Origin of the sequence: Methylopila henanensis (genome assembly GCF_042681025.1) — a bacterium.
Taxonomy (GTDB): Bacteria; Pseudomonadota; Alphaproteobacteria; order Rhizobiales; family Methylopilaceae; genus Methylopila; species Methylopila henanensis.
Map to the genome: position 1 here is coordinate 631,351 of NZ_JBHUER010000010.1, position 12,476 is coordinate 643,826.

Annotated in this window: 14 protein-coding genes; 1 reads left to right on the forward strand and 13 read right to left on the reverse strand. The window is 71.2% G+C overall.

Features of this window, described 5'->3' with window-relative positions; translation table 11 throughout:
• Positions 1 to 39 precede the first annotated feature (39 nt).
• Positions 40 to 552: a hypothetical protein gene (locus tag ACFSCV_RS16125; RefSeq protein WP_378800584.1), complete on the forward strand. Its 513-nt coding sequence runs from the start codon at positions 40 to 42 to the stop codon at positions 550 to 552.
• Here the strand turns inward: ACFSCV_RS16125 and ACFSCV_RS16130 are convergent.
• The 13 genes from ACFSCV_RS16130 to rplU form a co-directional block, all read right to left on the reverse strand.
• Complete coding sequence (locus ACFSCV_RS16130) at positions 549 to 1,055, reverse strand: RNA pyrophosphohydrolase (RefSeq protein WP_378800585.1); 507 nt, start codon at positions 1,053 to 1,055, stop codon at positions 549 to 551. The genes ACFSCV_RS16125 and ACFSCV_RS16130 overlap by 4 nt on opposite strands.
• A complete protein-coding gene (locus ACFSCV_RS16135) occupies positions 1,055 to 2,278 on the reverse strand; it encodes a divergent polysaccharide deacetylase family protein (RefSeq protein ID WP_378800586.1) in 1,224 nt (407 codons plus the stop codon). Before ACFSCV_RS16135 ends, ACFSCV_RS16130 begins: the two co-directional genes overlap by 1 nt.
• A 118-nt stretch (positions 2,279 to 2,396) precedes the next feature.
• Positions 2,397 to 3,731 (reverse strand): S41 family peptidase, encoded by a 1,335-nt coding sequence (locus ACFSCV_RS16140; RefSeq protein ID WP_465264212.1) that lies wholly within the window; start codon positions 3,729 to 3,731, stop codon positions 2,397 to 2,399.
• Positions 3,728 to 4,996 (reverse strand): murein hydrolase activator EnvC family protein, encoded by a 1,269-nt coding sequence (locus ACFSCV_RS16145; protein WP_378800588.1) that lies wholly within the window; start codon positions 4,994 to 4,996, stop codon positions 3,728 to 3,730. The genes ACFSCV_RS16140 and ACFSCV_RS16145 overlap by 4 nt, the downstream gene beginning before the upstream one ends.
• A gap of 85 nt (positions 4,997 to 5,081) precedes the next feature.
• A complete protein-coding gene (gene rlmH, locus ACFSCV_RS16150) occupies positions 5,082 to 5,564 on the reverse strand; it encodes a 23S rRNA (pseudouridine(1915)-N(3))-methyltransferase RlmH (RefSeq protein ID WP_378800589.1) in 483 nt (160 codons plus the stop codon).
• 14 nt (positions 5,565 to 5,578) lie between these two features.
• A complete protein-coding gene (gene rsfS / locus ACFSCV_RS16155; RefSeq protein ID WP_378800590.1) occupies positions 5,579 to 5,926 on the reverse strand; it encodes a ribosome silencing factor in 348 nt (115 codons plus the stop codon).
• A 183-nt stretch (positions 5,927 to 6,109) separates the two neighbouring features.
• Positions 6,110 to 6,679 carry a nicotinate-nucleotide adenylyltransferase gene (locus ACFSCV_RS16160; RefSeq protein ID WP_378800759.1) on the reverse strand — a complete coding sequence of 190 codons (570 nt, stop codon included), beginning with the start codon at positions 6,677 to 6,679 and terminating at the stop codon, positions 6,110 to 6,112.
• A 56-nt stretch (positions 6,680 to 6,735) separates the two neighbouring features.
• A complete protein-coding gene (locus tag ACFSCV_RS16165; RefSeq protein WP_378800591.1) occupies positions 6,736 to 8,019 on the reverse strand; it encodes a glutamate-5-semialdehyde dehydrogenase in 1,284 nt (427 codons plus the stop codon).
• A gap of 96 nt (positions 8,020 to 8,115) precedes the next feature.
• Positions 8,116 to 9,240, reverse strand: coding sequence for a glutamate 5-kinase (gene proB / locus ACFSCV_RS16170; protein ID WP_378800592.1), 1,125 nt, complete (start codon positions 9,238 to 9,240; stop codon positions 8,116 to 8,118).
• 76 nt (positions 9,241 to 9,316) lie between these two features.
• Positions 9,317 to 10,363 (reverse strand): GTPase ObgE, encoded by a 1,047-nt coding sequence (gene obgE / locus ACFSCV_RS16175; protein WP_378800593.1) that lies wholly within the window; start codon positions 10,361 to 10,363, stop codon positions 9,317 to 9,319.
• A 215-nt stretch (positions 10,364 to 10,578) separates the two neighbouring features.
• Positions 10,579 to 11,706: a GNAT family N-acetyltransferase gene (locus ACFSCV_RS16180; RefSeq protein ID WP_378800594.1), complete on the reverse strand. Its 1,128-nt coding sequence runs from the start codon at positions 11,704 to 11,706 to the stop codon at positions 10,579 to 10,581.
• 131 nt (positions 11,707 to 11,837) lie between these two features.
• Positions 11,838 to 12,113 carry a 50S ribosomal protein L27 gene (gene rpmA / locus ACFSCV_RS16185; protein WP_378800595.1) on the reverse strand — a complete coding sequence of 92 codons (276 nt, stop codon included), beginning with the start codon at positions 12,111 to 12,113 and terminating at the stop codon, positions 11,838 to 11,840.
• 25 nt (positions 12,114 to 12,138) lie between these two features.
• The gene (gene rplU, locus ACFSCV_RS16190; protein ID WP_378800596.1) at positions 12,139 to 12,462 is read right to left on the reverse strand and encodes a 50S ribosomal protein L21; all 324 of its coding nucleotides are present in this window, start codon (positions 12,460 to 12,462) and stop codon (positions 12,139 to 12,141) included.
• Between the last annotated feature and the right edge of the window lie 14 nt (positions 12,463 to 12,476).

Genomic DNA, 12,476 nt, shown 5'->3' on the forward strand with positions numbered 1-12,476 from the left:
ATGGTATGAACCGGCGGAGAGCTCGCGAGAACCGGGACGATGAGCGAACGCATATGCGGAGAATGCACTCTCTGCTGCAAGGTGATGGCGATCTCCGCTCTCGGCAAGCCGATGGGGCGCTGGTGTCCGCATTGCGCGCCGGGGCGCGGATGCGGGACCTATGAGACGCGGCCGGAGGAGTGCCGCACCTTCCACTGCCTTTGGCTGTCGCGGGAGACGCTCGGCCCGGAATGGCGGCCGGACCGCGCCAAGTTCGTGATCTACGGCTCGCCGGAGCGCGACGCCCTGATCGTGCAGGTCGATCCCGGCGCGCCCTCGGCGTGGCGGCGCGATCCGTATCACCCGACCTTCCGGGCATGGTCGCGGGCCGCGGCCGCCGAGCGCCAGCATCTCGTGGTGATGGTCGGAGAGCAGGCGACCGTCATCCTGCCGGATCGGGACGTCCCGCTCGGGCCCGTGCGGCCGGGCGACCGCATCCTCTCGCGCCGGGTGGTCGTGAACGGCCGCGAAACGATCGAGCCACGGGTGGAGAAGGCTGTAGCCGGACTTTAAGGCGCGGCGGCCCGGCCGGCGAGATGGCCGAACGCCTTCACCACGCTGACATAGACCCCGCGCTTGAAGGGAACGATCAGCGTCGGCAGCTCCGACATGTCGGCCCAGCGCCACTCCGAGAACTCCGGCTTGTGGCCCGCCGGCGCCAGATCGATCTCGTCTGGCGCGCCGGTGAAGCGGAAGGCGAACCAGCGCTGGGTCTGACCGCCGTACTTTCCATTGCGGGTGCGCGCCAGCACGTCCGGCGGAAAGTCGTAGTTGAACCAGTCCCGGGCTTCCTCGATCAGCTCCGCCGAGGTGACGCCGGTCTCCTCCTGCAGTTCGCGGATCGCCGCCTGCAGCGGGGCTTCGCCTCGGTCGATGCCGCCCTGCGGCATCTGCCACTCATAGGCCGGCTCGCGCGGCTCGACGTCGCCGCCGCGACGGCGGCCGATGAAGACCTTGCCCTCGTGGTTGAGCAGCATGATGCCGACGCAGCGGCGATAGGGCAGCCGGGGCGCCATCACGACGGCCCTTGCGCGCCGGCCGCGGCGCTTACAGGCACGAGCGTCACGCCGCGCGCCGCGAGCCCTTCCCGCCACGCCGCGATGCGCTTCAGCGTCAGCGGCGAAGCGCCAAGCTGCCCCACCGAAACGACGCCCGGCTTCGCCTTCGCCTCGTTCTCCAGCCGCGCCAGCGCTGCGTCGATGGCGGCGGCGTCCGGCGCGCGGTCGATCGCGATCGCTCCGCCCCCGGCGTGGGGGAGCCCGGCCTGCGCGGCAGCGGCTTCGGACCGATCCCCGCGCCCGCCCGCGCCGACGAACATCAGGCCGCGGCGTGCGAGTTCAGCGAACATCGGCTGCAGGGCGTCCGCGTTCTCGAGGAAGCGTCCGCCCGCGAGCGGCGTGACGCCGACATAACCGGCGGCGCGGCCGAGAGACCAGCGCAGCCGCTCCAGATTGGCGGAGGCCGGGAGGCTCGTCAGCAGCGTCTGGGGGCCGGGATCGTTGGCGGGGAAATCGAACGGCTCCATAGGCGCCTGCACGAACACCTCGCGGCCGTCCTGGCGCGCCCGGCCGATCTGCTCCGCGACGTCGCCGGCGTAAGGCAGGAAGGCGGCGGACACTTCTGGCGGCAGCGCCCTCAGCGCCTCATCGGTGGCGTCGCGGCTGACGCCAAGCCCGGTCACGAGCAGAGCGACCCGCGCGCCTCCGCCGGCCGCGCTCGCCGCCGGGCGGGCATAGAGATCAAGCGGGCGCCGACCGTCCGGAGCGATGCGCGGCAAGGCGCCGTAACGGCTGTCCTCGAGCAGCGCCTTGTCCACAGCGCCGGGCCCAGACCGGCCGGAGCCCGAACGCGCCGCGCCGCCGGATGCGGACGCGCCGGCCGGACCGTCGTTCGCTCCTGGCACCGCGATGATCACCGGGCCTTTTTTCGGCATCGCGTCGCCGGGGCGGATGACCGGCACGCCGTCGCGCATGATAGGGGACGGCGCGCTTTCCGGGCCTGGCTTCGGCTCGGCCGACGCAGCCGCCGTGCGCGGAACACGGCGTTCGATCGAGGCGACGGCGGACGGCTCCCCGCCCATGGGATCGTCGACGAAAAGGATCCAGCCTCCGACGAACAGCAGGACGGAGCCGACGACGACCGCGGCGATCGTGACCGGATCTGGAAAGACGCCAGAGCGACGCGCCGCGCGGCCGGCGGCGCGCGGCGTCATCGGGCTCTCGATATCGTCGTGCGTCATTCGCTCTTGAGCCGGTTCGAATCGGCTGCGCCGAGGTCGAACCGAAGCATAGCGGATTCGCGCGACGGCCGCCCGGAGCATGACGCTCCGGGCGGCCGCGAGGCCCGTAGCTCTTGGCTCAGTTCGCGCTGGACGACTTCGCCGAGGGCGGGAAGTTCGCATTGCTCTGGATGCCGCGCAGCAGGTCGAGCGCGTAATTCAGCTGCTTGTCGTCCTTCTTGTCGGTCGGGACGTAGGCCGACGAGCCGGAAGCCTCGTCGTCGCCGTTCTTGAGGTGCCCCTTCAGCCCGGCCTCGCCCTTGGTCTCGTCCTTGCCCTTCACGTCCTCGGGAATTTCCTGGACGCTCTCGATGTCCGGAACGATGCCCTTGGCCTGGATCGACTTGCCCGAGGGCGTATAGTAGCGCGCCGTGGTGAGCCGGATGGCGCCGTTGCCGCCGAGCGGGATGATCGTCTGCACCGAGCCCTTGCCGAAGGAGCGCGTGCCGAGCACCGTCGCCCGGCGGTGGTCCTGCAGCGCGCCGGCCACGATCTCGGACGCCGAGGCCGAGCCGCCGTTCACCAGCACGATGATCGGCTTGCCCTTGGCCAGATCGCCCGGCCGCGCGTTGAAGCGCTGCGACTCGTCGGGGTTGCGGCCGCGGGTCGAGACGATTTCGCCGCGCTCGAGGAAGGCGTCGGAGACCGCGATCGCCTGGTCGAGCAGACCGCCCGGATTGTTGCGCAGGTCGAGCACGTAGCCGCGGAACTTGTCCTTGGCGATCTTCTGGTCCGCCTCGTCCAGCGCCTTCTTCAGGCCCTCGAAGGTCTGCTGGTTGAACTGGCTGACGCGGATGTAGCCGATGTCGTCGCCCTCGACGTTGAACCGCACCGAACGGATGCGGATGATGTCGCGGACGATCTTGATCTTGACCGGCTCAGCCGCGCCTTCGCGCGTGACGGTGAGCTCGATCGGCGTGTTGACCGGCCCGCGCATCTTCTCGACCGCCTGGTTCAGGCTGAGGCCCTGGATCGGCTGGCCGTCGAGGTGGGTGATGATGTCCTTGGCCCGCACGCCGGCGCGCGCGGCCGGCGTGTCGTCGATCGCGCCTTCGACGCGGACCTGATTCTCGAACATCTGGACTTCGATGCCGAGGCCGCCGAACTCGCCGTTGGTCTGGACCTGCATGTCCTTGAACGCCTTGGCGTCCATGAAGCTCGAATGCGGGTCGAGGCCGGAGAGCATGCCGTTGACGGCGCCCTCGATCAGCTTGGCATCGTCGGGCTTCTCGACATAGTCGGAGCGGACCCGCTCGAACACGTCCCCGAACAGGTTGAGCTGCTTGTAGGTTTCGGCGGAGCCGGCGGCTTCCGCGGGGGTGCCGCCGAAGAACGCCTTCGGCTGCAGCGCCATGCCGGCCGCGGACGCTCCGAAAACGGCCCCGAGCAGGACCAGAGAAACTTTCCGCATCATCCGCCCACCTTCTCGCCTGGGACGCCCGCCCACCATGGTGACGGGTCGATCGCGCCGCCGTTCTTGCGGAATTCGACGTAGAGAACAGGCCGGGATTCACCGGCGGCTCTCTCCGCCCCTGACGGATCGCCACGCATCGTCGCAACCGGTTCGCCTGCGAGGACGAACTGCTTCAGGCCGACCGTGATCCGCTCCATTCCCGCAAGGAGGACATGATAGCCGCCGCCGGCGTCAAGGATCAAGAGTTGGCCGTAGGAGCGAAACGGTCCGGCGTAGACCACCCACCCGTCGCAGGGCGCGCTGACCGGCGCGCCGGCCCGCGCCGCGATCGAAAGGCCCTGCGCATGGCCGCCGGAAGCGTCGGCCCGCCCGAAGTCGGTCAGCCGCCTGCCGGCGACCGGCAGCGGCAGTTTTCCGCGCGTGCTTTCGAACGGAGCGGCGGGCGCCAGCCGCGCCGCCTGCCGCAGCGAATCGGCGTCGCCCTTGCGGCGCTCGGCCTCGGCGGCGAGCTCGGCGGCGGCGCGCGCCTCGGCCGCCTCGCGCTCCACGCGGCCGACCAGCGCCTCGAGGTCGAGCACCTGCCGTCCCAGCGCCTGCGACGCCGAAGCCTCCGCCGCGAGATCGCTCTGGCGCTGGCCGAGCTGCCGCTGCCGCTCTTCGATCAGCGCTTCGAGCCGGGCGCGTTCGGCGCCGAGACCGTCGATCTCCCGCGCCAGGCGGTCACGCTCGTCGGTCATCATGCCCTTGAGGCGGACCATCTCGCGCAGGTCCGAGCCCAGCGCCTCGGCCTCGGCGCGCATGTCGGGCACCACGGCCCCCAGCAGGATCGCGGAGCGCACGGCCTCCAGCGCGTCGCGCGGTCGCACGAGCAGCGCCGGCGGCGGCTTGCGGCCCATGCGCTGCAGCGCGGCGATCACCTCCGCGAGCACGTCGCGGCGGGCGAGCAGCGACTGCCTGAGCTGGCGCTCCGATTCACTGAGCTCCGAAAGCTTGGCTTCGCTGGCGGAGACCTGCGGCTCGCGCTCGCGTATGGAGGCCGCGGCGGCGATCAGCGCCTCCTGCAGCTTGCCGCTCTCGCCCCTCAGCGCCTCCACCTCGGCCGCGACCCGCTCGCGCCGCTCCTCGGCCCGCTTCAGCGTCTCGCGCGCCTCGTCGAGCGCGCGCCGCTGGTCGGAGGCCTGCGGAGGCTCCTGCGCGAGCGCGGCGTGCGAGGCTGCAAGCGCGACGCCGAGGGCGCAGACGCGAAGAAGGCGATGACGGACCATGACGCTATTGGAGCCGGATCGAGGTTTACGTTTCGCTAACCACCTGACGGGTTTTGCGGCGCGTCGCAACGTCGTGCGCCGAGCGTCACGCGCGGTGATAGGGGTGGCCTGCGAGGATGGTCGCCGCGCGGTAGAGCTGTTCGGCCAGCAAAACCCGGACGATCTGGTGCGGCCAGGTCATCGCTCCAAAGGCGACGCGCGCGCTCGCGCGGGCCAGCAGGTCGGCGGCGAGCCCGTCGGCCCCGCCGATGACGAAGGCGACGCCCGCCGCCCCATCGTCTCGGCGACGGCCGAGATCGGCCGCGAAAGCCTCGCTTCCCGGCGACTTCCCGCCTTCGTCGAGGGCGTAGATCAGAAGCTTGGGATCGAGCGCCGCGGAGAGAGCCGCCGCCTCGTCGCGCTTGCGATCCTCAGGACGGCGCGCGCGGCTTTCGTCGAGCTCGATCACCTCGACCGGCCCGAGCGCCACGCCGCGGCCAACCTGACCCGCGCGCTCGAGATAGCGCGCCACAAGCTCCCGCTCAGGCCCGGCCTTCAGCCGGCCTACGGCCGCGACGACGACGCGCATCGGCGCTCAGACGATCAGGAGACCGCGCCCTCGACCGGGCGGCCGGACGACCACATCTTCTCGAGATTGTAGAACGACCGGACCTCGGGCCTGAACAGGTGGACGATCACGTCGCCCGCATCGATCAGAACCCAGTCGCAATGCGGCAGGCCTTCGACCAGAGCCTTGCCGTGGCCCTGCGTCCTGAGCTCCTCGACCAGCTTGTCGGCGATGGCCCCCACATGGCGGTTCGAGCGACCCGTGGCGATAACCATCTCGTCGGCCAGCGCGGATTTTCCGCGCAGGTCGATGACCACGGTGTCTTCCGCCTTGTTGTCGTCGAGCACATCGAGGATGAGATGAAGCAGCGCCGGGTTCGCCATGTCGGGCGAGCCGCCGCCGATATGAGACGTCGCGCGCGGCGTCTCCTTCAGCGCTGTGGTGGACAGAGGTCTGTTCCCTTCCGTCAGCTGTCCTCAAGCCGGAGTCATCTCCGGCTCAAAAAGATTAATGGCGAAACCGCCCGTTTTTCAACTCTCGCGACGCCGGTTTCGCTTTTCGGCCGTTCACTTCTTTCCGCGCGCGGCCCTCAGCGCGGTCGATGACAGCGCTGAGCGTGGCCCGTGCAGGAAGACCCAGGCCGGCGGAGCGAGCCGCGGCACGGCCGCCGCCAGCCGCTCCGGAACGCGGGCGTCTCCGAGTCTGAGCGCGGCCGGCGCCCGCTTGGAGCCGAGCGTGGCCCCGGGCCGGTCGACGACCGCGATCGGGGCGAGCTCGGCGATGGCGCGCCAGCGCTCCCAGCGGTGGAAGCCGCCGAGATTGTCGGCGCCCATGATCCAGACGAAGGCGACGCCCGGACACCGTCGCCGCAGCCACCCCAGCACGTCGAAGGTGCGCCGCGTGCCGAGCGCGGCCTCGACGCCGGTGACGACGATGCGGGGATGGTTCGCGATCCGCCGCGCCGCCGCCATGCGCTCCGCGAGAGGGCGCAGTTCGGCGCCGTCCTTCAGCGGGTTGCCGGGCGTGACGAGCCACCAGACCCTATCGAGCCGCAGCCGCCGCATGGCGACCAGCGCGGCGAGGCGGTGGCCCTCATGCGGCGGATTGAACGATCCGCCGAACAGGCCGATCCGCATGCCCGGAGCGTGCGGCGGCAGGACGACCCTCCCGCAGGCGGCGCCCGGGGCCGGTCTCACGGCCGCGTCTGGCCGGTCCCGCGCACGCGGTAATTGAAGATCGTGAGCTGCTCGACGCCGACAGGCCCGCGCGCGTGCAGCCGGCCGGTGGCGATGCCGATCTCCGCGCCGAAGCCGAACTCGCCGCCGTCGGCGAACTGGGTCGAGGCGTTGTGCAGCACGATCGCGCTGTCGACTTCGGCGAGGAAGCGCTCGGCGAGGCCATCGTCGGCGGTGACGATCGCGTCAGTGTGGCGCGAACCGTAAGCGTCGATGTGGTCAAGGGCTTCGTCGATCCCGTCGACCACACGTACGGCGATGATCGCGTCGAGAAACTCGGTGCGCCAATCATCCTCGGTCGCCGCCGTCACACGGCGATCGACCGCGCGCGCCTCGGCGTCGCCACGGACCGCGCAGCCGGCGTCGAGCAGATCGGCGACAAGCGGCGCGAGATGCGTCGCCGCCACGGCCCGGTCGACCAGCAGCGTCTCCGCCGCGCCGCAGACGCCGGTGCGCCGCATCTTGGCGTTGAGCACGATCGCGCGCGCCATGTCGAGATCGGCCCCCGCGGCGACATAGACATGGTTGTTGCCGTCGAGATGAGCGAACACCGGCACCCGCGCCTCGGCCTGCACGCGCGCCACGAGGCCCTTGCCGCCGCGCGGCACGATCACGTCGAGATTGCCTCCGAGACCGGCCAGCATCTCGCCGACCGCGGCGCGGTCCCTCGTGGGCACAAGCTGGATCGCATCCTCCGGCAGGCCGGCCTCGCGCAGGCCGAAGGCGAGCGCGGCCTGGATCGCGGCCGAGGAGCGGAAGCTGTCCGTGCCGCCGCGCAGGATCGCGGCGTTGCCGGCCTTGAGACACAGCGCGCCCGCGTCCGCCGTCACGTTCGGCCGGCTCTCGTAGATCACGCCGACGACGCCGAGGGGCGTGCGGACGCGCTCGATCGCAAGCCCGTTCGGCCGGGTCCACGCGGCCGTCACCTCGCCGACGGGATCGGCGAGGCCCGCCACCGTCTCCAACCCTTCCGCCATGCCGCGGATGCGGGCGGGCGTCAGCGTCAGACGGTCGATGAAGGACGCGGCGACGCCGGACGCGCGCGCGGCGGCGAGATCGGCGGCGTTCGCGGCGAGGATGTCCGCTTCGTTCTCGACGAGACGACGGGCGGCGGCGACAAGCGCGGCGTCCTTCGCCGGTCGCGGCGCGAGCGCCAGCGCCTTCGACGCCGCGCGGGCGCGCCGGCCCACCTCCAGCATGAGCGTGTCGATCTCGATGAGCCGTTCGGCGGCGGCGGACATTGCGGAACCTCCTGCGGAGGCCGGGATGTAGCGCGTTTCGGCCTTGGCGTCATTATGAGGGATCGCAGGGCCGGCCTGCGACGACGTCGGTTCCGATCACGCCCCGGTCAGCACCAGATCGTCGCGGTGGATGATGGCCGGCCGTCCCTTGAAGCCGAGCACCTGCTCGATCTCGGCGGTCGGCTTGCCGCGCAGGCGGTTCGCGTCGCCGGAATCATAGGACACCAGCCCGCGCGCCACCTCGACCCCGTCTGGCGCGCGCACGATCACCGCCTCGCCGCGCGAAAAATGGCCGTCCACCCGGACGACGCCGGCCGGCAGCAGCGAACGGCCCCGGTTGAGCGCGGAGGCCGCTCCGGCGTCGACATGGATCTCGCCCCGCGGAGCGAGCACGCCGGCGATCCAGCGCTTGCGGGACTGGGCCGGATTGTCGTGCGGCAGAAACCAGGTGCAGCGGCCGCCCTGCTCGACCACCGAAAGCGGGCTTTCGACCTTGCCTGAGGCGATCATCATGTGAATGCCGGCGCCGGTCGCGATACGGGCGGCCTCGACCTTGGTCCGCATGCCACCGCGCGAGAACTCGGACGCGGCGCCGCCGGCGATCGCCTCCACCGAGGCGTTCACGCGCTCGACGATCGGGATCAAAGTCGCCGTCGGGTCCTGCGCCGGGGGCGCGGTGTAGAGGCCGTCGATGTCGGACAACAGCACGAGGCAGTCCGCGCTCGCCATCGAGGCCACGCGGGCGGCGAGGCGGTCGTTGTCGCCGTAGCGGATCTCGGAGGTCGCGACGGTGTCGTTCTCGTTGACGACCGGGACCGCCTTCAGCGCCAGCAGGCGGGCGAGCGTGGCGCGCGCGTTGAGGTAGCGCCGGCGCTCCTCGGTGTCGCCCAACGTCAGGAGCAGTTGCCCAGCCGTGATGTCGTGGACGCCCAGCACTTCGGACCAGGCGCGGGCGAGCGCGATCTGGCCGACGGCGGCGGCGGCCTGGCTGTCCTCGAGCCGAAGCGGTCCGCGCGGCAGGCCGAGCACCGTGCGCCCGAGCGCGATCGCGCCGGACGAGACCACGATCACTTCCGCGCCGCGGGCGGCGTGCCGGGCGAGATCGGAGGCCAGGCTCTCGAGCCAGCGGCGCTTCAGCGCGCCCGCCACCTGATCGACGAGCAGCGCGGAACCGATCTTGACGACGATGCGGTTGAAGGAGGCGAGCGAGGGTGCGGTCACGGGCGGTACGCAGGTTCGATGCCGGGAAGCGGAGCGTCTATGAACCGGACGGACGCTGCGTCAAGGAAAGCCGCCGCTACGGTCGCCACGCTTCCTCGGCGATCTTCGGCATCGCCTCGGCCGCCTCGACGCCCTTGGCCTCGTCGATCACGGCGAGCAACTGGCGCAGCGTGACGTCGACCGCTTCGCGTGAGGCCGATGACAGCGCCACCGGCGTCTTCTTCGCCGCCCGCTTCAGCCGGGCGAGCTGCTGCTTGCGCAGTTCCGGCGACAGCGCGTCGACCTTCGACAGCGCGACGATCTCCGGCTTGTCCGTCAACCCCGCGCCATAGGCTTCGAGCTCGGCGCGCACGGTCTTGTAGGCTTCGCCCGCGTGCTCGGAGGTCCCATCCACCAGATGCAGCAGCACGCGGCAGCGCTCCACATGGCCGAGGAAGCGGTCGCCGAGCCCGACGCCCTCATGCGCGCCTTCGATCAGGCCGGGAATGTCGGCCATGACGAACTCGCGCCCGTCGACGCCGACGACGCCCAGGTTCGGATGAAGCGTGGTGAAGGGATAGTCGGCGATCTTGGGCTTCGCCGCCGAGACCGCCGCGAGGAAGGTCGACTTGCCCGCGTTCGGCAGGCCAACGAGCCCCGCGTCCGCGATCAGCTTCAGCCGCAGCCAGACCCAGCGCTCCTCGCCTTCCTGCCCGGGATTGGCCCGGCGCGGCGCGCGGTTGGTCGAGGTGGTGAAATAGGCGTTGCCGAAGCCGCCGTTGCCGCCCTTCGCCAGCACGATCGACTGCCCGACCTCGGTGAAGTCGGCGAGCAGCGTCTCCTCGTCCTCGTCCAGCACCTGCGTGCCGACCGGCACCTTGAGGACCACGTCCCCGCCCTTGGCTCCGGTGCGGTTCTTGCCCATGCCGTGCACGCCGGTCTTGGCCTTGAAATGCTGCTTGAAGCGGTAGTCGATCAGCGTGTTCAGCCCCTGGACGCATTCGACGATCACGTCGCCGCCGCGCCCGCCGTCGCCGCCGTCCGGCCCGCCGAACTCGATGAACTTCTCCCGCCGGAACGACACGCAGCCGGCCCCGCCGTCGCCGGAACGGATGTAGACTTTGGCCTGGTCGAGGAATTTCATCGGATCGATTCCGTTTCGAACATCGCCCCGCGCCGGTCAGAGGCTCGACGGCGCGAGATGGAAGGCGTAACGCCGCGGCTCGTCCGGGGCGCACACGCCTGAAACACGCGACGGGGGTTGCGCCCCCCCGCCTATCCCGGACGACGGCGAGCGCGCCGGGTCCCTTAGCACGACTTCCCGTCCGCCGGACAGCCGGCCCTGCGGGACGCCGACGCTCATCCGCCGAAGGCGCGGAAGGCCGCCGGGGTCCATTCCCGGAACGACTGGAACGTCTCCCGGTCGAGCCGGAAGCGGTCCGCCGCGACGGGTCCGCCGGTCGCGGGCCGCACGAGGCCGGAGCCTTCCCACTGGAATCCGCACCGGATGATGACCTGCCGCGAGGCCCAGTCCGTCGCCCGGCAGGTGGTGCGCACCGCCCGCACGGCTCCGGTCTGGAACGCGGCCTCGAGCGCGGCCCGCGCCGCCTCCGTCATCAGGCCCCGACCGCGATAGTCGACGCCAAGCCAGAACCCGAGATCGACCACCCCGGCCTCGCCCGCCCGCCAGCCGACGGTGCCGACCAGCGCCCCGCTGTCCTTGAGCCGCATGAGCAGCCGGAGGTTCGCCGGCCGCGGGTCGCGCGCCGCGCGCAGCACGAAGCCCCGGGCTTCGTCGAGCGCGCCGAGCGCAGGCGTCTGCGCGGTCGAGAGCCCAATCGGGCGATCCGCCGCCAGCCGCGCCGTCTCCTCCGCGTCCGCCATCGTCGGCGTCCGCAGCGTCAGCCGGTCGGTCTCGATGACCGGCAGGATCTCCGCCCATTCCGCGCGGCGCAGCCGGCACGTCACGTGCTCGACCGTCTCCCGGCGCGCGAGCGACCGCGCCCGCATCGCGCCGTACGGCCGGAACCCCGCCTTGGCCAGCACCCGGCCGGAGGCGGGATTGTCGACCATATGCGCCGCCTCGACGACCCCGATCCCGGTCGTGGCGAAGGCGAAATCCACGAAGGACCGGATCGCGAGCGTCCCGATCCCCCTGCCCCAGTACGGCGCGCCGAGCCAATAGCCGAGGCCGAGCGCGCCGGCGGCGGGCGTCAGCGAGACCACGCCGGCGAGCGCTCCGTCGACCGAGATCGCCGCCCGCAGACCCGAGCGGTCGGTCGCCAGGCCCGCGAGCCAGGCTTCGGCGTCGCCGAGCGTGTAGGGGTGGGGAACCCGGCCGAGATTGCGGGAGACCGCGATGTCGCCCAGCAGCCCGGCGATCGCCGGGGCGTCGGCGGCGGTGAGGCGGCGGAGACGGACGGACGGCTCCGCCGTCATACAGTCTTCCGCGAACAGGCTTTCGTCGAAATCGGGCGTCGGGGACATCGGGCCGGGCCTTCCGAAACGGAAACGGGGGAGTACGGTTCGCCCGTCTCCCCCGTCGCATCGGAATTCGCGGTCAGCGTCCGATCCGCCGGGGGTCTTGGGCCCGGCGGGAGCGTCGTGTCAGCCCGCCGTCATTCCGCAGCTTCGGCCGCCGTAGCGGTCGTGACGTTCACGTAGGTCCGGCCGTTGGCCTTGGATACGAAGAGCACCTTGCCCTCCGCGGTCGCGAACAGGGTGTGGTCCTTGCCGATGCCGACATTCGCGCCCGGATGCCACTTCGTGCCGCGCTGGCGCACGAGGATGTTGCCCGGGATGACGGCTTCGCCGCCGAACTTCTTCACGCCGAGGCGCCGGCCTTCGGAGTCGCGGCCGTTGCGGGAGGAGCCGCCTGCCTTCTTGTGAGCCATCGGAGTTCTCCTTCTCTACAGCCGCTCAGTTCTTCGACGCGCCGGTCAGGCCGACGATCTTGACGATCGTGTGGTCCTGACGGTGGCCGCGCTTGCGCTTCGAGTTCTGACGGCGGCGCTTCTTGAAGGCGATGACCTTCGCGCCGCGCGCATGCTCGACGATCTCGGCCGCGACCGAGGCGCCCGAGACGAAGGGAGCGCCGAACGACACGTCGTCGCCCGAGCCGATCGCGAGGATCTCGCCAAAATTCACTTTGGCGCCGGCCTCGCCCTCGAGCTTGCCGACGGTGATCACGTCGCCTTCGGCGACCCGGTGCTGCTTGCCGCCGGTCTTGATGACTGCGAACATCGTTTCATAGTCCC